We start from the raw sequence: 23,282 nt of genomic DNA, 5'->3' as shown, positions 1-23,282 counted from the left end.
GCGCGTGCAGCCTCTCCACGACGCCCCCCTCGCGCCCCTGACCACCTTCCGGCTCGGCGGACCCGCCACCCGGCTCGTCACCGCCACCACCGACGACGAGGTGGTCGCGGCCGTCCGCGAGGCCGACACCACGGGCACCCCGCTGCTGATCATCGGCGGCGGCTCCAACCTGGTCATCGGGGACAAGGGCTTCGACGGCACGGCGCTGCGCATCGCCACCACCGGCTTCTCCCTGGAGGGCACCCGCCTGGAGCTCGCGGCGGGCGAGGTCTGGACGGACGCCGTCGCGCGGACCGTCGAGGCCGGGCTCGCCGGGATCGAGTGCCTCGCCGGCATCCCCGGCTCGGCCGGCGCGACCCCGATCCAGAACGTCGGCGCGTACGGGCAGGACGTCTCCGCCACCGTCACCGAGGTCGTCGCCTACGACCGGCGTGCCGAGGAGACCGTCACCCTCGCCAACGCCGAGTGCGCCTTCTCGTACCGCCACAGCCTCTTCAAGGACCAGCCCGAGCGGTACGTGGTGCTGCGGGTCCGCTTCGAGCTCGAGGACGCGGACGGGATGTCGGCGCCGATCAAGTACCCGGAGACCGCCCGCGCCCTCGGCGTCGAGGCCGGCGACCGCGTACCGCTCACCACCGCCCGTGAGACCGTCCTGAGGCTCCGCGCCGGCAAGGGCATGGTCCTGGACCCCGCGGACCACGACACCTGGTCCGCGGGCTCGTTCTTCACCAACCCCATCCTCACGGCGGGGGAGTACGAGACCTTCCTCACCCGCGTGGCCGGACGGCTCGGCCCCGACGTCACCCCGCCGGCCTTCCCCACGGGCGAGGACGGCACCGTGAAGACCTCCGCGGCCTGGCTCATCGACCGGGCCGGGTTCACCAAGGGGTACGGAACCGGGCCCGCCCGGATCTCCACCAAGCACACGCTCGCCCTCACCAACCGCGGCGAGGCCACCACCGAGGACCTCCTCGCCCTGGCCCGCGAGGTCGTCGCCGGCGTGCGGGACGCCTTCGGGATCACCCTCGTCAACGAGCCCGTCACGGTGGGCGTGGAGCTCTAGCGCCGAGCGCCGGTTCCTAGTAGGCGACTCCGACGCCCTGGCCGACCGTCGTCGGGGCGTCGATCATCGCCAGCATCGCGTGGGCCACGTCCGCGCGGGCCAGCGTGCGGCCCCGGGGCGGGTTGCCGCCGACGACCGTGCGGTACCGGCCGGTGAGCGGCTTGTCGGTCAGCTTCGGCGGGCGGACCGAGGTCCAGTCGGTGGCGCTCGCCGCCAGCGCGGACTCCATCACCCGCAGATCGGCGTAGACGTCCTTCAGGACGCTGCTGATCACCGCGAGGACGGCCTTGTCGAGCACCCCGTCGCCCTCCGCGGCGGGGCCCACGGGTGCCGCGCTGACCACCAGGAGCCGCCGGACCCGCTCCGCCTCCATCGCCGCGAGCACCGAGCGGGTCAGCCGCGCCGCCACGCCCGTGGCCGCGTCCGCGCGTCCGCGCGCGCCGAGACCCGAGAGCACGGCGTCCCGGCCGGTGACGGCCGCGCGCAGGGTCTCCGGGTCGGCGAGGTCCGCCCGGTGGACCACGAGCCGCTCCCCGGTGACCGCCAGCCGCGCGGGGTCCCGCACCACCGCCGTCACCTCGTGGCCCGTGGCCAGAGCCTGGCGGACGATCTCCCGTCCGATGCCGCCGGTCGCGCCGAAGACTGTGAGCCTCATGTCGCACCCTCCCGGGGTGGGTAAGTGTTCACTCACCCTCAGGGTGGGTGGATACTCACTCACGCGTCAAGCGTGAGTGGAGGATGCATGGAACAGAAGCCGACCCGCGTACGGATCGTCGACGCCGCGCGCGACCTCATGCGGACGGCGGGGCTCGCCCGCACCACGACCAAGGAGATCGCCAAGGCCGCGGGCTGCTCGGAGGCGGCGCTCTACAAGTACTTCGCGAGCAAGGAAGAACTCTTCCTGACCGTCCTCGACGAACGGCTGCCCCGGCTCGGCGGACTGCTCGGCGCCCTCGCCGCCGACCCCGGCAGCCGCACCGTCGAGGAGAACCTCACGGAGATCGCCCGGCAGGCCGCCCTCTTCTACGAGGAGAGCTTCCCGATGGCCGCCTCGCTCTACGCCGAGCCGCAGCTCAAGGCCCGCCACGAGGAGGGCATGCGCAGACTCGGCGCCGGCCCGCACAAGCCCGTCGAGGGGCTCACCGCCTACCTCCGCACCGAGCAGCGCCTCGGCCGCGTCGGCGCCGACGCGGACCCCCGGGCGGCCGCGGCGCTCCTCCTCGGCGCCTGCGTCCAGCGGGCCTTCGCGTACGAGATGACCGAGGACGGCAGGCCGCCCCAGTCGCTCGACGACTTCGCCCGCTCGATCGCGCGCACACTGATGAGCGGGCTCGGCTAGAGGCCGAGGCGACGGATCAGTCGGCGATCCAGTCGTCGATCCCCGCCAGCAGCTTCGCCCGGACGCCCTCGGGGGCCGCCGAACCCCGCACCGACTGACGGGCCAGCTCCGCCAGCTCCGCGTCGGTGAACCCGTGGTACCGGCGGGCGATCTCGTACTGCGCCGCGAGCCGCGAGCCGAACAGCAGCGGGTCGTCCGCGCCCAGCGCCATCGGCACCCCCGCCTCGAAGAGCGTCCGCAGCGGTACGTCCTCGTGCCGCTCGTACACGCCGAGCGCCACGTTCGACGCGGGGCAGACCTCGCAGGTCACCCCCCGCTCCGCGAGCTTCCGCAGCAGCCGGGGGTCCTCCGCCGCCCGCACCCCGTGGCCGACCCGCGAGGCCCGCAGATCGTCCAGGCAGTCCCGTACCGACGCCGGGCCCGTCAGCTCGCCGCCGTGCGGCGCCGCCAGCAGACCGCCGTCGCGGGCGATCGAGAACGCGCGGTCGAAGTCGCGCGCCATGCCCCGCCGCTCGTCGTTGGAGAGCCCGAAGCCGACCACGCCCCGGTCCGCGTACCGCACCGCGAGCCGGGCGAGCGTCCGCGCCTCCAGGGGATGCTTCATCCGGTTCGCGGCGACGAGCACCCGCATCCCGAGCCCCGTCTCGCGGGACGCCGAGTCGACCGCGTCGAGGATGACCTCCATGGCCGCGATGAGCCCGCCGAGCAGCGGAGCGTACGAGGTGGGGTCGACCTGGATCTCCAGCCACCCCGAGCCGTCCCTGACGTCCTCCTCGGCCGCCTCGCGGACGAGCCGCCGGATGTCCTCGGGCTCGCGCAGGCAGGAGCGGGCGATGTCGTACAGGCGTTGGAAGCGGAACCAGCCGCGCTCGTCGGTCGCCCGTAGCTTCGGGGGCGTACCGCCCTTGAGTGCCTCGGGGAGATGGACGCCGTACTTGTCGGCCAGCTCGATGAGCGTCGTGGGCCGCATCGAACCGGTGAAGTGCAGGTGCAGATGGGCCTTGGGCAGCAGGGTGATGTCGCGTGAAACGTGCTCCATCGACTGATACTGCCGCACCCGAATGGACGAAGGCACCCCGTTTCCCCGATCGGGACCTTGCTAGAACGCAAAAACGGGCCCCCGGTTCCGAAGAACCGGGGGCCCGATCACTTAGGAACGTTCCTAGGTGGTCGACTCAGGCGGTCGCCTCCGCCAGCAGCTTCTGCATCCGGGACACACCCTCGACCAGGTCCTCGTCGCCGAGCGCGTACGACAGGCGCAGGTAACCGGGCGTGCCGAAGGCCTCGCCGGGGACGACCGCGACCTCGGCCTCGTCGAGGATCAGGGCCGCGAGCTCGACCGAGGTCTCGGGGCGCTTGCCACGGATCTCCTTGCCGAGCAGACCCTTCACCGAGGGGTACACGTAGAACGCGCCCTCCGGGGTCGGGCAGTAGACGCCCTCGATGTCGTTGAGCATCCGCACGATCGTCTGGCGGCGCCGGTCGAAGGCGCGCCCCATCTCCTCGACGGCGTCCAGGTTGCCGGACACGGCGGCCAGCGCGGCCACCTGCGCCACGTTGCTCACGTTCGACGTGGCGTGCGACTGGAGGTTCGTCGCGGCCTTCACGACGTCCTTCGGGCCGATGATCCAGCCCACGCGCCAGCCCGTCATCGCGTACGTCTTGGCGACACCGTTGACGACGATGCACTTGTCGCGCAGCTCCGGCATGACCGCCGGGAGGGAGACCGCCGAGGCGCTGCCGTAGACCAGGTGCTCGTAGATCTCGTCCGTCAGGACCCACAGACCGTGCTCGACGGCCCAGCGGCCGATCGCCTCGGTCTCGGCCTCGGAGTACACCGCGCCGGTCGGGTTGGACGGCGAGACGAAGAGGACGACCTTCGTCTTCTCCGTGCGCGCGGCCTCCAGCTGCTCCACGGAGACCCGGTAGTCGGTGGTCTCGTCGGCCACGACCTCGACCGGGACACCGCCCGCGAGACGGATCGACTCGGGGTACGTCGTCCAGTAGGGCGCCGGGACGATGACCTCGTCGCCCGGGTCGAGGATCGCGGCGAAGGCCTCGTAGATCGCCTGCTTGCCGCCGTTGGTCACGAGGACCTGGGAGGCGTCGACCTCGTAGCCCGAGTCGCGCAGCGTCTTGGCGGCGATCGCGGCCTTCAGCTCGGGCAGACCGCCGGCCGGCGTGTAGCGGTGGAACTTCGGGTTCCTGCAGGCCTCGACGGCCGCCTCGACGATGTAGTCGGGGGTCGGGAAGTCGGGCTCACCGGCACCGAAGCCGATCACCGGACGCCCGGCGGCCTTGAGGGCCTTGGCCTTGGCGTCGACGGCGAGGGTGGCGGACTCGGAGATCGCACCGATGCGGGCGGAGACCCGACGCTCGGTGGGAGGGGTAGCAGCGCTCATACGGGCCATCGTCCCAGACCGGATCCGGGCCCGGCACACAGGTTTCACGGACCGGACAGGAACGGTCATTCCCGGTCGTACGCCCGTCCGAGGGCAGGTCGGCGTGGTTTCTGTTCGACGCGGACCCCCATGACCACGTATGCTCACTCCTCGTTGGCCCGCACCGACCACATCTCACGATGCGGTACGTTGAGGGACACCAACAAAGGGTCGTAGCTCAATTGGTAGAGCACCGGTCTCCAAAACCGGCGGTTGGGGGTTCAAGTCCCTCCGGCCCTGCTACACACACCGCCAGGTGTTGTGCGCATGTACGTACTTCATTGCACCGCCGTGCGGCTCCATCCCGGGCGCGGCACGGCCGACCCGGAATCAGGTGAGAGATCGTGACGGACGCCGTAGGCTCCATCGACATGCCTGATGCCGATGACGAGGCCTCCGAGTCGAAGAAGAAGACTCGCAAGGGCGGCAAGCGCGGCAAGAAGGGCCCTCTGGGCCGTCTCGCGCTCTTCTACCGCCAGATCGTCGCGGAGCTCCGCAAGGTCGTCTGGCCGACTCGCAGCCAGCTGACGTCGTACACCACTGTGGTGATTATCTTCGTCGTCATCATGATCGGCCTTGTCACCGTGATTGACTATGGCTTCCAGGAAGCAGTCAAGTACGTCTTCGGCTGACTTTTTGTTCCACCCCATCTGTATCGCAGGAAGAAGCAGCCACCGTGTCTGACGCGAACCTGAACGACGCCTTCGAGTCCGAGTCCGTCGAGGACGAGCTGGACATCGTCGAGGCCGCCGACGAGGACCAGGCCGACGCTGCTGACGACGCTGCGGGCGACGCCGCCGAGGAAGCCGCTCTCCACGCCGAGGCCGACGAGGACGAGTCCGACGAGGACGAGGCTGACGCCGAGGAGTCCGACGAGGACGCCGAGGAAGACGAGTCGGACGAGTCCGACGCCGAGGAGTCCGACGAGGTCGAGGACGCCGAGGACGAGACCGAGGAGGAGGCCGAGCCGGCCGCCCCGGTCGACCCGGTCGCCGCGCTTCGCGAGGAGCTCCGCACCCTCCCCGGCGAGTGGTACGTCATCCACACCTACGCGGGCTACGAGAAGCGCGTGAAGGCCAACCTCGAGCAGCGTGCCGTCTCGCTCAACGTCGAGGACTTCATCTACCAGGCCGAGGTCCCCGAGGAAGAGATCGTCCAGATCAAGGGCGGCGAGCGGAAGAACGTCAAGCAGAACAAGCTCCCCGGCTACGTTCTCGTCCGCATGGACCTGACGAACGAGTCCTGGGGCGTCGTCCGCAACACTCCCGGCGTCACCGGCTTCGTGGGCAACGCCTACGACCCGTACCCGCTGACCCTGGACGAGATCGTCAAGATGCTCGCCCCGGAGGCCGAGGAGAAGGCCGCCCGCGAGGCCGCCGAGGCCGAGGGCAAGCCCGCTCCCGCCCGCAAGCTGGAGGTCCAGGTTCTGGACTTCGAGGTCGGCGACTCGGTCACGGTCACGGACGGTCCCTTCGCGACCCTCCAGGCCACGATCAACGAGATCAACCCGGACTCGAAGAAGGTCAAGGGCCTCGTCGAGATCTTCGGTCGCGAGACCCCGGTCGAGCTGAGCTTCGACCAGATCCAGAAGAACTGATCTCACCGTCTTCCGACCAGGTCAGAGTGGCTCTCGTAGCTGCTCTGACCTGCTCGGTTTTTAGCCGCGCGTCTATACCCGTTATCGTTGTGCGGTATGCCTGCATCCGGATGACCGGAAGGCGGGCTGAACACTCTCACTAGGACCCGGAGAGAGCAATGCCTCCCAAGAAGAAGAAGGTCACGGGGCTTATCAAGCTCCAGATCAACGCCGGCGCGGCCAACCCGGCCCCGCCGGTCGGCCCCGCGCTGGGTCAGCACGGCGTCAACATCATGGAGTTCTGCAAGGCCTACAACGCCGCGACCGAGTCGCAGCGTGGCATGGTCGTGCCGGTGGAGATCACGGTCTACGAGGACCGCACCTTCACCTTCATCACGAAGACTCCGCCGGCCGCGAAGCTGATCCTCAAGGCCGCTGGTGTGGACAAGGGCTCCGGCGAGCCGCACAAGACCAAGGTCGCCAAGCTCACGGCTGCCCAGGTCCGCGAGATCGCCACGGTCAAGCTCCCCGACCTGAACGCCAACGACCTGGACGCCGCGTCCAAGATCATCGCTGGCACCGCCCGCTCCATGGGCATCACGGTCGAGGGCTGATCACCCCCACCTCGTGACCTCAGTGGTAGGGCCTGCGCGGCCCGCACCACGACTCCATACCTGAACCAACAGGAGAAGAAGTGAAGCGCAGCAAGGCTCTCCGCGCCGCGGACGCCAAGATCGACCGGGAGCGTAACTACGCCCCCCTCGAGGCCGTCCGTCTGGCGAAGGACACCGCCGCCACCAAGTTCGACGGCACCGTCGAGGTCGCCTTCCGCCTGGGCGTCGACCCGCGCAAGGCCGACCAGATGGTCCGCGGCACCGTGAACCTCCCGCACGGCACCGGCAAGACCGCCCGGGTCCTGGTCTTCGCGACCGGTGACCGTGCCGAGGCCGCGATCGCCGCGGGTGCCGACATCGTCGGCTCCGACGAGCTCATCGACGAGATCTCCAAGGGCAACCGCCTGAACGAGTTCGACGCCGTTGTGGCCACCCCGGACCTCATGGGCAAGGTCGGCCGCCTCGGCCGCGTCCTCGGCCCGCGTGGTCTCATGCCGAACCCCAAGGTCGGCACCGTCACCCCCGATGTCGCGAAGGCTGTCAACGACATCAAGGGCGGCAAGATCGAGTTCCGCGTCGACAAGCACTCGAACCTGCACTTCATCATCGGCAAGGTCTCCTTCGACGAGACGAAGCTGGTCGAGAACTACGCCGCGGCCCTGGACGAGATCCTTCGTCTGAAGCCGTCCGCCGCCAAGGGCCGCTACATCAAGAAGGCGACCCTGACGACGACGATGGGCCCCGGCATCCCGCTGGACTCCAACCGCACCCGTAACCTCCTCGTCGAGGAGGACCCGGCCGCGGTCTGAACCTCACAGGTTCACTGAGTGGTCAACAGGCCCCCGCCTCTCCTCGGAGAGGCGGGGGCCTGTTCTTTGTTACGGTTCAAAGGACCGTAAAGAATCATCAAGGGGTGGGGAACGCTCATGAACATGTCCGCATGGAAGCGCGCGGGCGTCGCCCTGACGGCCACGGCCGTCGTCGTGGGTGTCGCGGGCTGTCAGGACGACGGGGACGCCAAGGCGGCCGGCGGGGTGAAGAGCCACGGGGACGTCACGAAGGTCATCCAGGCCGCGTACGAGAAGACCTCGGCCGCCAAGGCCGCGAAGATCCGGATGACGATCGAGATGAAGGGTGACGGCCCGGGCGCCGGCACCACCACCATGACCGGCGTGCAGGGCTGGGACCCGGCCGCGATGGACGTGACGATGACCGGCGGCATGTTCGCCGGCGCGGGCGCCGCCGGGATGCCCGAGAAGATCCGCATGATCATGCGTGACAACGTCATGTACATGGACATGGGCGCCGAGCAGGCCGCCGAGATGGACGGCAAGCGCTGGATGAAGCTGGACTTCGCGGGGATCGCGAAGGAGTCCGGCGACGCCGCCCTGCAGAAGCAGATGACGCAGGGCCTGGGCGGCATGAACCAGGACCCGGCGCAGCAGCTCGCGCTGCTCCTGGAGGCCCCGGGCATCAAGCACATCGGCCCGGAGAAGGTCGAGGGCGTCGACGCCGAGCACTACAAGGGTGCGATCGCCTTCGAGGACATGCTGAAGGCCAACAAGAGCTTCGACGGCCTGCCGAAGGCCGACCGCGACAAGCTCGTCGCGACCATGAAGGAATCCGGGATCAAGGGCTACGACACCGAGCTCTGGGTCAACGGCGACGGCTACCCGGTCAAGATGGTCGTCGGCATGAAGATGCCCGAGGGCCAGATGAACATGACCGCCTTCTACTCCGACTACGGCACGAAGGCGAGCGTCGTGGCCCCGCCGGCCAAGGACACCTTCGACTTCATGGCGATGATCAAGCAGCTCGGCGAGGGCCTCGGCGAAGGCGCCGGTCAGAGCTGATTTGCCCGAACCGGAACGCGTCACGTAAGCTTCCACAGAAGCCAAAGACCGCTGGTCGTTGCTGTGCCCTTACCGGGTGCGGTGGCCGAAGGATCCGCTGACAACGGACGACCCGCGCAGGTGACTGTGGAAGGTTCCCGGACTCGTCCGGTCGAGCTAAGCCCCGTGCGCCTGCGCCGGGGCGTTTTGTTTTGTTCAGCCTCCTTCTGAGCGGTCCTCATCACCCGGAAGGAGGCCGAAGCACTATGCCGACGCCCAACAAGGCTGCATCGGTGGCCGAGCTCAAGGACGCGTTCCAGAGCTCCAACGCCGCCGTGCTGACCGAGTACCGGGGTCTCACCGTTGCGCAGCTCAAGACGCTGCGTCGTTCGCTCGGTGAGAACGCCCAGTACGCCGTGGTGAAGAACACGCTGACCAAGATTGCGGCCAACGAGGCCGGGATCACCGCACTGGACGAGCACTTCGCTGGTCCGACCGCGGTCGCCTTCGTCACCGGTGACCCGGTGGAGTCGGCGAAGGCCCTGCGTGACTTCGCCAAGGAGAACCCGAACCTCATCATCAAGGCCGGTGTCCTTGACGGTAAGGCTCTCTCCGCCGACGACATCAAGAAGCTTGCGGACCTCGAGTCCCGCGAGGTTCTGCTCAGCAAGCTGGCCGGTGCCTTCAAGGGCAAGCAGTCGCAGACTGCTTCGCTCCTCCAGGCGCTGCCGTCGAAGTTCGTCCGCACCGCGGAAGCGCTTCGCGTCAAGCTCGCCGAGCAGGGCGGTGCCGAGTAATTCGGCTCGCGCATTGATCCGCGCCGCCTAGTGCGCGGGTCGTAGCGGGCCGTTACGCCCGCCTCTCAAGACACATCGGCACCTGCCGAATTAGTGGAAGGATCGCCCATCATGGCGAAGCTCTCTCAGGACGACCTCCTCGCCCAGTTCGAGGAGATGACCCTCATCGAGCTCTCCGAGTTCGTGAAGGCCTTCGAGGAGAAGTTCGACGTCACCGCCGCCGCGGCCGTCGCCGTTGCCGGTCCGGCCGGCCCGGGCGCCGTTGCCGAGGCCGCTGAGGAGCAGGACGAGTTCGACGTCATCCTCGATGGCGCGGGCGACAAGAAGATCCAGGTCATCAAGGTCGTGCGTGAGCTCACCTCCCTGGGCCTCAAGGAGGCCAAGGACCTCGTCGACGGCACCCCGAAGGCCGTCCTCGAGAAGGTCGCGAAGGACGTTGCCGAGAAGGCCGCCGAGTCCCTCAAGGCCGCCGGCGCCTCCGTCACGGTCAAGTAAGACCGTTTCGGCTCGCTGAGCTGACTCCTGCCCCCGTGTAACGCGGGAGCACCGAAAGGCGATCACCCTTGTGGGTGGTCGCCTTTCGGCGTTCCCCGGGAAGGGCGTGGCGGGGGGCCCGAGGGCCGCCGGGAGCGGAGTATGGTGATCTTCGCCGTGCGCCCCGCACACCGGGGGGCCTTGACGAACCGCACGCAGCGCGCAATTCTCAGGACGCGTCGTCACAACGATCCGCATCCGAGGCATGGATCGACGGCTGAACGGGCAGTATCGAGGTGCGCCACACGGCGCGAGGTACCGCGGAGTTGAGAGCAACGAGGGTCGCGAATTACTCGCCCTGGACATCAGTGAGCCAAGTGGCTACACTGACCCTTTGCGCTGCCTGTTAGCTGCCCTCTGCCCGTCACCAGGGGCATACCTTCGCATCCGCTTCGTGGACCGACCCCGTCTGACCTGGCCTTTTGGTCATCTCAGGAAAAGTCTGCCGCAAAGCATTGCTGGGGACCGGTACGCGCGTAGTGAGTCCGAGCCCTCGGAAGGACCCCCTCTTGGCCGCCTCGCGCAACGCCTCGACCAATACGAACAACGGCGCAAGCACCGCCCCGCTGCGCATCTCCTTTGCAAAGATCAAGGAGCCCCTCGAGGTTCCGAACCTCCTCGCGCTGCAGACCGAGAGCTTTGACTGGCTGCTCGGCAACGCCGCCTGGAAGGCTCGCGTCGAGGCTGCCCTTGAGTCGGGACAGGACGTCCCCACGAAGTCCGGCCTGGAAGAGATCTTCGAGGAGATCTCGCCGATCGAGGACTTCTCCGGGTCGATGTCGCTGACCTTCCGCGACCACCGCTTCGAGCCGCCGAAGAACTCGATCGACGAGTGCAAGGACCGTGACTTCACGTACGGTGCCCCGCTCTTCGTCACCGCCGAGTTCACCAACAACGAGACCGGCGAGATCAAGTCTCAGACGGTCTTCATGGGCGACTTCCCGCTCATGACCAACAAGGGCACCTTCGTCATCAACGGCACCGAGCGTGTCGTCGTGTCGCAGCTCGTCCGCTCGCCGGGTGTCTACTTCGACTCCTCGATCGACAAGACGTCCGACAAGGACATCTTCTCCGCCAAGATCATCCCGTCCCGGGGTGCCTGGCTGGAGATGGAGATCGACAAGCGCGACCTGGTCGGTGTCCGTATCGACCGCAAGCGCAAGCAGTCGGTCACCGTGCTCCTCAAGGCTCTCGGCTGGACCACCGAGCAGATCCTGCAGGAGTTCGGCGAGTACGAGTCCATGCGCGCCACCCTGGAGAAGGACCACACCCAGGGCCAGGACGACGCGCTGCTCGACATCTACCGCAAGCTGCGTCCGGGCGAGCCGCCGACCCGTGAGGCCGCTCAGACGCTGCTCGAGAACCTCTACTTCAACCCGAAGCGCTACGACCTCGCGAAGGTCGGCCGCTACAAGGTGAACAAGAAGCTCGGCGCCGACGAGCCGCTGGACGCCGGCGTGCTCACCACCGACGACGTCATCGCCACGATCAAGTACCTGGTCAAGCTCCACGCGGGCGAGACCGAGACGATCGGCGAGAACGGCAACGAGATCGTCGTCGAGACCGACGACATCGACCACTTCGGCAACCGTCGTCTGCGTAACGTCGGCGAGCTCATCCAGAACCAGGTCCGCACGGGTCTGGCTCGTATGGAGCGCGTCGTGCGTGAGCGCATGACCACCCAGGACGTCGAGGCGATCACGCCGCAGACCCTGATCAACATCCGGCCGGTCGTCGCCTCCATCAAGGAGTTCTTCGGCACCAGCCAGCTGTCCCAGTTCATGGACCAGAACAACCCGCTGTCGGGTCTGACGCACAAGCGTCGTCTCTCGGCGCTGGGCCCTGGTGGTCTGTCCCGTGAGCGGGCCGGCTTCGAGGTCCGAGACGTGCACCCGTCCCACTACGGACGCATGTGCCCGATCGAGACCCCCGAAGGCCCGAACATCGGTCTGATCGGTTCGCTCGCCTCGTACGGCCGCGTCAACGCGTTCGGCTTCATCGAGACGCCGTACCGCAAGGTCGTCGACGGCCAGGTCACCGACGAGGTCGACTACGTCACCGCCGACGAGGAGGACCGCTTCGTCATCGCGCAGGCCAACGCCGCGCTCAACGACGACATGCGGCTCACCGAGAACCGCGTCCTGGTGCGTAAGCGTGGCGGCGAGGTCGACTACGTCCTGCCGGCCGAGGTCGACTACATGGACGTCTCGCCGCGCCAGATGGTGTCGGTCGCGACCGCCATGATCCCGTTCCTCGAGCACGACGACGCCAACCGTGCCCTCATGGGCGCGAACATGATGCGTCAGGCGGTGCCGCTGATTAAGTCGGAGGCCCCGCTCGTCGGCACCGGCATGGAGTACCGCTGCGCCACCGACGCCGGCGACGTGCTCAAGGCCGAGAAGGACGGTGTCGTCCAGGAGCTGTCGGCCGACTACGTCACGGTCGCCAACGACGACGGCACGTACATCACGTACCGCCTGCACAAGTTCTCGCGCTCCAACCAGGGCACCTCTGTGAACCAGAAGGTCGTCGTGGACGAGGGCGACCGCGTCATCGAGGGCCAGGTCCTCGCCGACGGTCCCGCCACCGAAGACGGCGAGATGGCGCTCGGCAAGAACCTGCTCGTGGCGTTCATGCCGTGGGAGGGTCACAACTACGAGGACGCGATCATCCTGTCGCAGCGCCTCGTGCAGGACGACGTCCTCTCCTCGATCCACATCGAGGAGCACGAGGTCGACGCCCGTGACACCAAGCTCGGCCCGGAGGAGATCACCCGGGACATCCCGAACGTCTCCGAGGAGGTCCTCGCCGACCTCGACGAGCGCGGCATCATCCGTATCGGTGCCGAGGTCGTCGCCGGCGACATCCTCGTCGGCAAGGTCACGCCCAAGGGTGAGACCGAGCTGACCCCGGAGGAGCGCCTGCTCCGCGCGATCTTCGGTGAGAAGGCCCGTGAGGTCCGTGACACCTCGCTGAAGGTGCCGCACGGCGAGATCGGCAAGATCATCGGCGTCCGCGTCTTCGACCGCGAGGAGGGCGACGAGCTTCCCCCGGGCGTGAACCAGCTGGTCCGCGTCTACGTCGCCCAGAAGCGCAAGATCACCGATGGTGACAAGCTCGCCGGCCGTCACGGCAACAAGGGTGTCATCTCCAAGATCCTTCCGATCGAGGACATGCCCTTCCTCGAGGACGGCACGCCGGTCGACATCATCCTCAACCCGCTGGGTGTCCCGTCCCGAATGAACCCGGGACAGGTCCTGGAGATCCACCTCGGCTGGCTCGCCAGCCGCGGCTGGGACGTCTCCGGTCTCGCGGACGAGTGGGCGCAGCGCCTCCAGGCGATCGGCGCCGACCAGGTCGCCCCCGGCACCAACGTCGCCACCCCGGTGTTCGACGGTGCGCGTGAGGACGAGCTCGCGGGTCTGCTGAACCACACCATCCCGAACCGCGACGGCGAGCGCATGGTGCTCCCGACCGGTAAGGCGAGGCTGTTCGACGGCCGCTCCGGCGAGCCGTTCCCGGACCCGATCTCGGTCGGGTACATGTACATCCTCAAGCTCCACCACCTGGTCGACGACAAGCTGCACGCGCGTTCGACCGGCCCGTACTCGATGATCACCCAGCAGCCGCTGGGTGGTAAGGCCCAGTTCGGTGGCCAGCGCTTCGGTGAGATGGAGGTGTGGGCGCTGGAGGCATACGGCGCCGCGTACGCCCTCCAGGAGCTGCTGACGATCAAGTCCGACGACGTGACCGGCCGCGTGAAGGTCTACGAGGCCATCGTCAAGGGCGAGAACATCCCTGAGCCCGGCATCCCCGAGTCCTTCAAGGTGCTCATCAAGGAGATGCAGTCCCTGTGCCTCAACGTGGAGGTGCTCTCTTCGGACGGCATGTCCATCGAGATGCGCGACACCGACGAGGACGTCTTCCGCGCAGCGGAGGAGCTCGGCATCGACCTGTCCCGGCGCGAGCCGAGCAGCGTCGAAGAGGTCTGACGGGAGTTCCGGCAGGGGGACCACCAGTGATGGTCCCCCCGCCGGCCCCAGGACCCCCGTTCCAGACCCCAAGACTTACAACCCTGAGAGGGATTGACGCATAGTGCTCGACGTCAACTTCTTCGACGAGCTCCGGATCGGTCTGGCTACCGCTGACGACATCCGTCAGTGGAGCCACGGCGAGGTCAAGAAGCCGGAGACCATCAACTACCGCACGCTCAAGCCCGAGAAGGACGGACTCTTCTGCGAGAAGATCTTCGGTCCGACCCGGGACTGGGAGTGCTACTGCGGCAAGTACAAGCGTGTCCGCTTCAAGGGCATCATCTGTGAGCGGTGTGGCGTCGAGGTCACCCGCGCCAAGGTGCGCCGTGAGCGGATGGGCCACATCGAGCTCGCCGCTCCCGTCACCCACATCTGGTACTTCAAGGGCGTCCCGTCGCGCCTCGGATACCTGCTCGACCTCGCCCCGAAGGACCTCGAGAAGGTCATCTACTTCGCGGCGTACATGATCACGTTCGTCGACGACGAGCGTCGTACGCGTGACCTGCCCTCCCTCGAGGCGCACGTCTCCGTCGAGCGTCAGCAGATCGAGAACCGTCGCGACTCCGACCTGGAGGCCCGCGCCAAGAAGCTCGAGAACGACCTGGCCGAGCTTGAGGCCGAGGGTGCGAAGGCCGACGTGCGCCGCAAGGTGCGCGAGGGTGCCGAGCGCGAGATGAAGCAGCTGCGCGACCGTGCGCAGCGCGAGATCGACCGTCTGGACGAGGTCTGGTCGCGCTTCAAGAACCTCAAGGTCCAGGACCTGGAGGGCGACGAGCTCCTCTACCGCGAGCTGCGTGACCGCTTCGGCACGTACTTCGACGGCTCGATGGGTGCCGCGGCGCTGCAGAAGCGCCTGGAGTCCTTCGACCTGGAGGAGGAGGCCGAGCGCCTCCGCGAGATCATCCGTACCGGCAAGGGCCAGAAGAAGACCCGTGCGCTCAAGCGCCTCAAGGTCGTCTCCGCGTTCCTGCAGACCGCGAACAGCCCCAAGGGCATGGTTCTCGACTGCGTGCCGGTCATCCCGCCGGACCTGCGTCCGATGGTGCAGCTGGACGGTGGCCGCTTCGCGACCTCCGACCTGAACGACCTGTACCGCCGCGTGATCAACCGCAACAACCGTCTGAAGCGACTCCTTGACCTCGGCGCGCCCGAGATCATCGTGAACAACGAGAAGCGCATGCTTCAGGAGGCCGTGGACGCCCTCTTCGACAACGGTCGTCGTGGTCGTCCGGTGACCGGTCCCGGTAACCGTCCCCTGAAGTCCCTCAGCGACATGCTGAAGGGTAAGCAGGGTCGATTCCGTCAGAACCTGCTCGGTAAGCGTGTGGACTACTCCGCGCGTTCCGTCATCGTCGTCGGTCCGCAGCTGAAGCTGCACCAGTGCGGTCTGCCCAAGGCCATGGCGCTGGAGCTCTTCAAGCCGTTCGTGATGAAGCGCCTGGTCGACCTGAACCACGCGCAGAACATCAAGAGCGCCAAGCGGATGGTCGAGCGCGGCCGCACGGTCGTGTACGACGTCCTCGAAGAGGTCATCGCCGAGCACCCGGTTCTGCTGAACCGTGCGCCCACGCTGCACCGCCTCGGCATCCAGGCCTTCGAGCCCCAGCTGGTCGAGGGCAAGGCCATCCAGATCCACCCGCTCGTCTGCACCGCGTTCAACGCGGACTTCGACGGTGACCAGATGGCCGTGCACCTGCCGCTCTCCGCGGAGGCGCAGGCCGAGGCCCGCATCCTGATGCTGTCCTCGAACAACATCCTGAAGCCGGCCGACGGCCGTCCGGTCACGATGCCGACCCAGGACATGGTCCTCGGTCTGTTCTTCCTGACCACCGACGGTGAGCTCCGTGACACCAAGGGCGAGGGCCGCGCGTTCGGCTCCACGGCCGAGGCGATCATGGCGTTCGACGCCGGCGAGCTCGCTCTCCAGTCGGAGATCGACATCCGCTTCCCCGTCGGCACCGTCGCTCCCCGCGGCTGGGTTCCCCCGGTCACGGAGGAGGGTGACGACAGCGTCGCCGCCGGTGAGTGGCAGCAGGGTGACTCGTTCCGTCTGCGGACGACCCTGGGCCGCGCGCTCTTCAACGAGCTGCTGCCCGAGGACTACCCGTTCGTCGACTACTCCGTCGGCAAGAAGCAGCTCTCCGAGATCGTCAACGACCTCGCCGAGCGCTACCCCAAGGTCATCGTGGCGGCGACGCTCGACAACCTGAAGGCGGCGGGCTTCTACTGGGCGACCCGTTCCGGCGTCACCGTGGCCATCTCCGACGTCGTCGTTCCCGAGGCGAAGAAGGAGATCGTCAAGGGCTACGAGGCGCAGGACGAGAAGGTCCAGAAGCAGTACGAGCGCGGCCTGATCACCAAGGAAGAGCGCACGCAGGAGCTCATCGCGATCTGGACCAAGGCGACCAACGAGGTTGCCGAGGCGATGAACGCGAACTTCCCCAAGACGAACCCCATCTTCATGATGGTTGACTCGGGTGCCCGAGGAAACATGATGCAGATGCGTCAGATCGCCGGTATGCGTGGTCTGGTGTCGAACGCCAAGAACGAGACGATCCCGCGTCCCATCAAGGCGTCGTTCCGCGAGGGCCTCACCGTCCTCGAGTACTTCATCTCCACGCACGGTGCCCGTAAGGGTCTCGCCGACACCGCCCTGCGTACCGCCGACTCGGGTTACCTGACCCGTCGTCTGGTGGACGTCTCGCAGGACGTCATCATCCGCGAGGAGGACTGTGGCACCGAGCGCGGTCTGAAGCTGCGGATCGCGGCCAAGGACGAGGCCGGTGTCCTGCGGAAGACGGACGACGTCGAGACCTCCGTGTACGCGCGGATGCTCGCCGAGGACGTCGTCGTCGACGGCAAGGTCATCGCGCCGGCCAACGTCGACCTGGGTGACGTGCTCATCGACGCCCTCGTCAACGCGGGCGTCGAGGAGGTCAAGACCCGCTCGGTCCTGACCTGTGAGTCCGCGGTCGGTACGTGTGCGTTCTGCTACGGCCGTTCGCTCGCCACCGGCAAGCTGGTCGACATCGGTGAGGCGGTCGGCATCATCGCCGCCCAGTCCATCGGTGAGCCCGGTACCCAGCTGACGATGCGTACCTTCCACACCGGTGGTGTGGCCGGTGACGACATCACCCAGGGTCTGCCCCGTGTCGTCGAGCTCTTCGAGGCTCGTCAGCCCAAGGGTGTCGCCCCGATCTCGGAGGCGGCCGGCCGCATCCGTATCGAGGAGACCGAGAAGACCAAGAAGATCGTCGTCACCCCGGACGACGGCACCGACGAGACGGCGTTCCCGATCTCGAAGCGTGCCCGTCTGCTCGTGGGCGAGGGCGACCACGTCGAGGTGGGCCAGAAGCTCACCGTGGGTGCCACCAACCCGCACGACGTGCTGCGCATCCTCGGTCAGCGTGCGGTCCAGGTCCACCTGGTCGCCGAGGTCCAGAAGGTCTACAACTCGCAGGGCGTGTCGATCCACGACAAGCACATCGAGATCATCATCCGGCAGATGCTGCGCCGCGTGACGATCATCGAGTCCGGCGACGCGGAGCTGCTGCCGGGCGAGCTCGTCGAGCGCTCGAAGTTCGAGACCGAGAACCGTCGTGTGGTCACCGAGGGCGGTCACCCCGCCTCCGGCCGTCCGCAGCTGATGGGTATCACCAAGGCCTCGCTCGCCACCGAGTCGTGGCTGTCGGCGGCGTCCTTCCAGGAGACGACCCGGGTTCTGACCGACGCGGCGATCAACGCCAAGTCGGACTCCCTGGTCGGCCTCAAGGAGAACGTCATCATCGGTAAGCTCATCCCGGCCGGTACGGGCCTCGCCCGCTACCGCAACATCCGGGTCGAGCCGACCGAAGAGGCCAAGGCCGCGATGTACTCGGCCGTCGGCTACGACGACATCGACTACTCGCCGTTCGGCTCGGGCTCCGGCCAGGCCGTTCCGCTGGAGGACTACGACTACGGTCCGTACAACCAGTAAGTAGTGCGAACCGAAGGGCGGTCACCCCGTGTGGGGTGGCCGCCCTTCGGCGTATCCGGCCGTCCTAGCGGGCGGCCAGTTCCCAGACCGCGATCAGCACGCCGGCGCTCGCGGTGAGCGCGGCGATGCTGGCGAGCGGCCAGCGGGTGCGCTCCAGGGCGTCGAGCCGGGCCTCGTGGTCGGCCAGCTGTTTGTCGGTCTGGTCGCTGCGCTGCACGAGCAGCGCGAGCGAGCCGTCGACGCGGGCGAAGCCGGCCTCCAGGGTGCCGCGGAGGCGTTCCAGTTCGAGGGCGACGGCGACCGGGTCGTTCGGATCAGACTCGGTCATCGGCACCGCCCGGGGAGCTGCGCAGCCAGGACGGCAGCAGGGTCTGCACCACGTCGAGGGCCATCACGCGGGCCAGTCCGCCGGCGACGGCCAGCGCCCCGGCGACCCAGGGGAGGGTCGCGGGGACGCCGGAGGCGTCGACGATCGCGGGGAGCACGACGGCGATGCCGACGGCGGACTGGAGGACGGTGCGGGCCGTGCGCTTGGCGGCATCGGACATCGGGGTCTCCTTTCGTACGGGCTGCTTCGTGTACGCGTACGGGTTACTTGCTGTACGGGACCTTCAGCGCGTTCCAGGAGGCGGCGCCGGGCATGCCGTCGGCGTCGGAGCCGCGGAAGCCGAGCTTGTGCTGCCACTTGGCGTAGCTGCGCCGGTCGGCCTCGCTCCAGCGGGGGCCGGGGCCCACGCCGTACGCGGAGCAGCCTTCGGCGACGAGCCGGCGGCCCATCGCGGTGATGATCGGGGAGCTCGTCTCCTTGCGGAAGAACGAGGTGCCCGGGAAGGGCTGGAGGCGGGGCGGGGTGGGCTTGCCGCTCGCCGGGTTGCCCGGGGCGGGCGTCTTGGCCGGCGCCTTGTTGAGGCGGGCCTGGACGCGGTCGCGCATCGTCGGCATGCCGAAGCCCTTGGGGTCGCTCTTCCAGTCGGACCACTCCAGGTGGCCGATGACGGAGCGGGCGCCCCAGTCGTGGGCCCGGCAGAGCGCGGCGGAGACCCGCTCGATCGCGTCGAGCTGGGCGGCCGGCCAGGGGTCGGTGCCGTTGCCGAGGTTGATGCACTCGAAGCCGTAGAAGCGGGAGTTGCCGTCGACGGCGTTCGGGCTGCCCTGGTGGGCGCGGGGGGTCGGCGGCCGGTCCCCGTACGTCTCGCTGATCACGGCCTGGAGGACGGACGGGTCGCCGCCGCCGGCGTGGTTGGCGCGGCCGTTGGCGACGAGGTGGACGGTGCCGTCCTTGGCGATGACGCCGTGGCAGAGCGGTCCGGGCAGGCCCTCGTAGCCGTTGAAGCAGAGCTCGACGGAGGAGGCGGTGCCGGTGGAGACGGTGTGGTGGATCATCACGCCGGTGACGGGGCCCCAGGCGCCGGTGTGGTTGCGGTTGTGGGTGCGCCAGCCGGGGTGCTCGACGACGGTGACGCCTTCGGCGCGGAGCGCGGCGAGGAGCCGGTCCGCGGGGAGGGGAGTGGCCATCTGGTGTTCCTCCGGACATGAAAAAGGCCCGCACTCGGGCGGGCGTACGTACGGGTGGGGCGGTGGCCGCGGGCTACGCGGCCGGCTCGGTCTCCGGCTTGGTCGGCTCGGGGGCGGGCTGCTCCGGGGCCGGCTCGGGCGTGGGCTCCGGCGTGGGTTCCGGGGTCGGCTCGGGCGTGGGGGTCGGGTCGGGGGCCGGCGGAGCCCAGGTCGCGCAGAGCGCGGCGTAGGCCTGCCGGCGGGACTCGAAGTCCGCGAGCGCGGCGGCGACGGCGTCGCGTACGGCCTCCGGGTTCGGGCCGACCGGCACGCCTCCCTGCGAGTTGAGGGTGACGACACCGCTGCCGCGCAGCGCGGAGCCGGCCGCGCCGGACGCGCCGAGCTGGGCGGTCACGTAGACCTGCGGGTACTCGCCGGTCACCGGGTCCACCTCCAGCGGGCCGCCCATCGTGGTGTCGTAGATGCGGATGTCGACGGTGTGGCCGCCGTCGGCGACGGTGGCGCGGCCGGCGTAGTCGACGGCCACGCCCCAGGGCTGGGTCGGGTCGATGATCATGAGGGGTTCCTCTCCATGGGGGCGGGACGGCTCAGCTCTGGGTGCCGTACATCAGCACCGGCTTGGCGTAGACGGTGCCGGAGGCACTGGTGACCCGGGCCTGGATCTCGATCTTGGCGGTGGTGCCGAAGCGCGTCGCCATGTCGGCCACGAACGTGTCGGTGACGTCGAACTGGCTGCCGGCGGCGACGACCCCGCCGAACTGGGTGGCGCCGTCGATGACGACCTTCACCTCGCCGGTCGCGCCCGCGCTCACCCGGGTCTCCATCAGCAGGCGCATGCGCGGCTGCCAGACCGGGTTGTAGGAGCGGGCGATCGTCGCCCAGTTGTTCACGGAGGTGGTCGCCGGCCAGTTCGCGGAGGCGAGGTCCTGCGGCGGCAGCATCGCGAGCCACGGCCTGGCGAGGCCGCCCTTGACGATGTCGTCGGAGAAGACCTCGTGGAGGTACGAGTCGTAGAGCCGCAGCACCTGCTTGGAGGTGTCGGTGCCGCTGCCGTTGAAGAGCGCGACGGCGAGCTCGCCGGTCTGGCGGCGCAGCGCCACGCCGTACTCGCTCTTCTCCGGGTCCTCGTCCCACTTGCCGACCTGGAGGACGGAGGTGCCGTTCGGCAGCCTCACGTTGAACGCGCCGTCGGTCACCTCGTTCTGGGCGGGCCGGGTGTTGACGGCGGTGGACAGCGCCTGGATCCGGCGCTCCATCTGGGTGAGCCGGTCGATGATGTCCTCGGGCAGCTGGGGCATCAGGCCTCCTCAAGGTAGAGCTCGGCGGTGTCGGGGCGGCCGCGCTCCGGCGGCTTCACCTTGACGCCGATGATGCGGTAGCGGGCGTCGAGGCCGGGGTTGTGCCACTCGTCGGTGATGCGGATCCGGGCGGAGCGGCCGAGCAGCGCCGGCGGCACGACGCCGCCGAGCCTGATGGTGATCTCGGGGATCACGACGGCGCCGGCCGCCGAGGCGAGTTCGGCTTCGGCCAGCTTCTCCAGGGTGTCCGGGGAGGTGATCTCGTTGTGGTCCGACGACAGGTCGATCCGCGGCCAGCCGCCCTTGATCAGCGGTGATGTCTTCTCTTTCGAGAACAGCGGCCTGGACTCGGCGGCGGCGTTGGAGTTGATCGACGCGCCGCGCGCCACCGCGGTGGTGCCGCCGCGGGTCGCGTCGCGCGGGAAGGAGTACGACAGGATCGTGCCGGGCCGGTCGAAGACCAGATCGGTGGCGCCGGTACGGATCTTGGGGGCGCCGAGCCTGAGCTGGCGGATCCGCCGCCCGTCGACCGGGTCCCGGTAGACCATGATCTGGTGCTCGAAGCCCTCGTCGAGGTTGGCGAGCTGTTCGAGCGCCTCCGAGTAGAGGGTCTCGTCGCCCTCGCGCCAGCTCGCGGTCCGCAGGGTGGTGGAGGTCTCCTCCCCGGGCTCGACGGAGATGTTGCCGCCGACGGGCTTCTGGAGCTCCTCCCAGAGCTTCCGGGCGATCGCCAGCTGGTCGGTGGCCTGCTTGATCTCGATCTTCGTACGGATACGGCGGCGCGCGGCGTACGAGTCGAAGGTCGCGGCCTGGATGGACAGCGTCATGACGCCGCGCTCGTTGCTCTGCAGCGTGCTGGTCCAGATGATGCCGCCCCACCACAGGTCGCCGCCGCGCTCCAGGTAGACCGCGGTGCGGCCCTCCTGGACCTGGCGGACGCGCGCGGCGATCGCCCGGTCGGGGATGGGGATGGTGCCGGAGAGGGAGCCGGCCTTGCCGATGTAGTCGTCGAACTGGACGTCCCGCAGGGGGAGGATGTCGAGCGTCTGGTCGGTCAGCAGGTCACAGAAGATCGCCCGGTAGGGAGTGTCGAGTGCCACGGTGCTCCTCCCTTACAGGACGTAGGTGGCGGTGACGTTCACGACGCCGCCGTTGCGGATGATCGCGGTCGGGGTCCAGGAGCGCAGCGTGACCACGCCGGTCGCGGTGATCGTGGCGCAGCCGGTGGCCATGGTGTCGCTGGCCATCGCCTCGAAGGCGATGCCCGGGGGCCAGCCGGGAGGCAGGGCGCACATCTGCTGGTCGGTGATGTAGCCGTTGGCGCCCGCGGTGATGTCGGCGCCGGTGCGGGTGACGCTCATCCTGACCGTGGCGATGCCGCGGGTACGGCGAGCGGACCAGGTGGCGGTCCAGCCGCCGTAGGTGTTCAGCGAGCCCGTCGCGGTCTCGACCTCCACCGGAGGGTGGTAGGTGGCCCAGACGGTGCCGTTCCAGCGCTGGAGGACGCCGTTCGTCTCGCGGAACTGCCCGACGTAACTGCCGGTGGGCAGTGTGCCGTTGGCGGCGATACCGCCGAGCTCCTTGGGGTAGGGGATCCAGCCGGTGCCGTCCCAGCGCTGGAGGAAGTGCGCGTTGTCGTTGTCCTGGTACTGGCCCGGGTAGGAGCCGGGCACGGCCGCGTTGTTGTAGACGGGCAGGATGCCGCCGACGCTCGCCGTCGTGACGCGCAGGTCGGTGACGATGCCGGTCCCCGACCAGAGGATGCCGTTGGTGCCTGCGGAGGCGCCGGCCACCACCTTGACGCTGAACAGGGGGAGGGAGAGCGGGGGCGCCGCCGGGGCCGCGGGGACGGCCGACGGGGTGCCCTTGACGATCTCGATGGCGGCTTCGCTCCGCTTCGAGCTGTCGTACTGGTCGTCGTACACGCGGAGGACGACGAGGTCGATCCGGGCGTTCAGCGGGTCGCCGTCGGCGAAGGTGAGGACGGTGTCCTGGTCGAGCGCGACGGGGTAGGCGCCCTGGACGGCGGGCCCCTGGACGATCGCCCGGCCGGCGTAGACGGTGGCGGTCATCGGGCCGTTGCCGCTCATCCACAGGCCGCCGACGCGGTACTTGCCGTCGTTGGTGCCGGGCAGGATGCCGGAGCGGGCGGTGAGCGGAGTGGTCGGGGTGGTGGCACCGACGGCGATGTGGCGGGTGCCCTGGCGGGTCTGTGCCGTGGGGGCGAGCCACCCGGTGTGCAAGGTCATGGGTTCTCCCGGAG

General features: G+C 68.6%; 21 protein-coding genes and 1 tRNA gene. 12 read left to right on the top strand and 10 right to left on the bottom strand.

Annotated features, from left to right (window positions below; genetic code table 11):
* Positions 1-4: 4 nt before the first annotated feature.
* A complete protein-coding gene (locus SGA01_RS10820) occupies positions 5-1,063 on the top strand; it encodes a UDP-N-acetylmuramate dehydrogenase (protein ID WP_229918382.1) in 1,059 nt (352 codons plus the stop codon).
* A 16-nt stretch (positions 1,064-1,079) separates the two neighbouring features.
* Here the strand turns inward: SGA01_RS10820 and SGA01_RS10815 are convergent, their stop codons facing one another.
* Positions 1,080-1,718: an NAD(P)-dependent oxidoreductase gene (locus SGA01_RS10815; RefSeq protein ID WP_141295777.1), complete on the bottom strand. Its 639-nt coding sequence runs from the start codon at positions 1,716-1,718 to the stop codon at positions 1,080-1,082.
* 87 nt (positions 1,719-1,805) lie between these two features.
* On the opposite strand from SGA01_RS10815, the gene SGA01_RS10810 reads away from it, so the two are divergent.
* Positions 1,806-2,402 carry a TetR/AcrR family transcriptional regulator gene (locus SGA01_RS10810; RefSeq protein WP_141295774.1) on the top strand — a complete coding sequence of 199 codons (597 nt, stop codon included), beginning with the start codon at positions 1,806-1,808 and terminating at the stop codon, positions 2,400-2,402.
* 16 nt (positions 2,403-2,418) lie between these two features.
* On the opposite strand, the gene SGA01_RS10805 is transcribed toward SGA01_RS10810, so the two are convergent.
* Together SGA01_RS10805 and SGA01_RS10800 are read right to left on the bottom strand one after the other, a co-directional pair.
* The gene (locus SGA01_RS10805) at positions 2,419-3,441 is read right to left on the bottom strand and encodes an adenosine deaminase (RefSeq protein ID WP_141295771.1); all 1,023 of its coding nucleotides are present in this window, start codon (positions 3,439-3,441) and stop codon (positions 2,419-2,421) included.
* Positions 3,442-3,577: 136 nt separating this feature from the next.
* Positions 3,578-4,804, bottom strand: coding sequence for a pyridoxal phosphate-dependent aminotransferase (locus SGA01_RS10800; RefSeq protein ID WP_055641872.1), 1,227 nt, complete (start codon positions 4,802-4,804; stop codon positions 3,578-3,580).
* 206 nt (positions 4,805-5,010) lie between these two features.
* Between SGA01_RS10800 and SGA01_RS10795 the strand changes: the two genes are divergently transcribed.
* From SGA01_RS10795 to SGA01_RS10745, 10 genes are all read left to right on the top strand, one after another.
* Positions 5,011-5,083: transfer RNA gene (locus tag SGA01_RS10795), tRNA-Trp, on the top strand.
* A gap of 104 nt (positions 5,084-5,187) precedes the next feature.
* Complete coding sequence (gene secE / locus SGA01_RS10790) at positions 5,188-5,475, top strand: preprotein translocase subunit SecE (RefSeq protein WP_141295768.1); 288 nt, start codon at positions 5,188-5,190, stop codon at positions 5,473-5,475.
* A gap of 44 nt (positions 5,476-5,519) precedes the next feature.
* Positions 5,520-6,440, top strand: coding sequence for a transcription termination/antitermination protein NusG (nusG, locus tag SGA01_RS10785; protein ID WP_141295765.1), 921 nt, complete (start codon positions 5,520-5,522; stop codon positions 6,438-6,440).
* Between the two features lie 158 nt (positions 6,441-6,598).
* Positions 6,599-7,033, top strand: a complete 435-nt coding sequence (gene rplK, locus SGA01_RS10780; protein ID WP_015035536.1) for a 50S ribosomal protein L11 — start codon at positions 6,599-6,601, stop codon at positions 7,031-7,033.
* A gap of 80 nt (positions 7,034-7,113) precedes the next feature.
* Entirely contained in the window at positions 7,114-7,842 is a 729-nt protein-coding gene (gene rplA / locus SGA01_RS10775) for a 50S ribosomal protein L1 (protein ID WP_024755370.1), read from the top strand.
* Positions 7,843-7,959: 117 nt separating this feature from the next.
* The gene (locus SGA01_RS10770; protein WP_141295762.1) at positions 7,960-8,886 is read left to right on the top strand and encodes an SCO4651 family lipoprotein; all 927 of its coding nucleotides are present in this window, start codon (positions 7,960-7,962) and stop codon (positions 8,884-8,886) included.
* A gap of 245 nt (positions 8,887-9,131) precedes the next feature.
* Complete coding sequence (gene rplJ, locus SGA01_RS10765; RefSeq protein ID WP_055641868.1) at positions 9,132-9,662, top strand: 50S ribosomal protein L10; 531 nt, start codon at positions 9,132-9,134, stop codon at positions 9,660-9,662.
* Between the two features lie 111 nt (positions 9,663-9,773).
* Complete coding sequence (rplL, locus tag SGA01_RS10760; RefSeq protein WP_141295759.1) at positions 9,774-10,157, top strand: 50S ribosomal protein L7/L12; 384 nt, start codon at positions 9,774-9,776, stop codon at positions 10,155-10,157.
* Between the two features lie 548 nt (positions 10,158-10,705).
* Positions 10,706-14,188 carry a DNA-directed RNA polymerase subunit beta gene (rpoB, locus tag SGA01_RS10750; protein ID WP_055641866.1) on the top strand — a complete coding sequence of 1,161 codons (3,483 nt, stop codon included), beginning with the start codon at positions 10,706-10,708 and terminating at the stop codon, positions 14,186-14,188.
* Between the two features lie 103 nt (positions 14,189-14,291).
* Entirely contained in the window at positions 14,292-18,206 is a 3,915-nt protein-coding gene (locus SGA01_RS10745; RefSeq protein WP_024755375.1) for a DNA-directed RNA polymerase subunit beta', read from the top strand.
* Positions 18,207-18,270: 64 nt separating this feature from the next.
* Here the strand turns inward: SGA01_RS10745 and SGA01_RS10740 are convergent, their stop codons facing one another.
* The 7 genes from SGA01_RS10740 to SGA01_RS10710 all read right to left on the bottom strand — a co-directional run bounded on the left by SGA01_RS10740 (position 18,271) and on the right by SGA01_RS10710 (position 23,268).
* The gene (locus SGA01_RS10740) at positions 18,271-18,534 is read right to left on the bottom strand and encodes a hypothetical protein (protein WP_141295756.1); all 264 of its coding nucleotides are present in this window, start codon (positions 18,532-18,534) and stop codon (positions 18,271-18,273) included.
* The gene (locus SGA01_RS10735; protein ID WP_055641864.1) at positions 18,521-18,754 is read right to left on the bottom strand and encodes a hypothetical protein; all 234 of its coding nucleotides are present in this window, start codon (positions 18,752-18,754) and stop codon (positions 18,521-18,523) included. The genes SGA01_RS10740 and SGA01_RS10735 overlap by 14 nt, the downstream gene beginning before the upstream one ends.
* 43 nt (positions 18,755-18,797) lie before the next feature.
* Positions 18,798-19,721: a peptidoglycan-binding protein gene (locus SGA01_RS10730; RefSeq protein WP_141295753.1), complete on the bottom strand. Its 924-nt coding sequence runs from the start codon at positions 19,719-19,721 to the stop codon at positions 18,798-18,800.
* A 73-nt stretch (positions 19,722-19,794) separates the two neighbouring features.
* Complete coding sequence (locus tag SGA01_RS41510; RefSeq protein WP_176602601.1) at positions 19,795-20,277, bottom strand: ATP-binding protein; 483 nt, start codon at positions 20,275-20,277, stop codon at positions 19,795-19,797.
* Positions 20,278-20,308: 31 nt separating this feature from the next.
* A complete protein-coding gene (locus tag SGA01_RS10720) occupies positions 20,309-21,019 on the bottom strand; it encodes a hypothetical protein (protein WP_141295750.1) in 711 nt (236 codons plus the stop codon).
* Positions 21,019-22,119: a hypothetical protein gene (locus tag SGA01_RS10715; RefSeq protein ID WP_141295747.1), complete on the bottom strand. Its 1,101-nt coding sequence runs from the start codon at positions 22,117-22,119 to the stop codon at positions 21,019-21,021. Before SGA01_RS10715 ends, SGA01_RS10720 begins: the two co-directional genes overlap by 1 nt.
* Positions 22,120-22,131: 12 nt before the next feature.
* Positions 22,132-23,268: a hypothetical protein gene (locus SGA01_RS10710; RefSeq protein WP_141295744.1), complete on the bottom strand. Its 1,137-nt coding sequence runs from the start codon at positions 23,266-23,268 to the stop codon at positions 22,132-22,134.
* Positions 23,269-23,282: the final 14 nt, after the last annotated feature.

The organism is Streptomyces gardneri (genome assembly GCF_006539185.1).
Classification (GTDB): Bacteria; Actinomycetota; Actinomycetes; order Streptomycetales; family Streptomycetaceae; genus Streptomyces; species Streptomyces gardneri.
The sequence above is the reverse complement of the archived record's forward strand: the minus strand, read 5'-3'. Positions and strand labels throughout refer to the sequence as shown.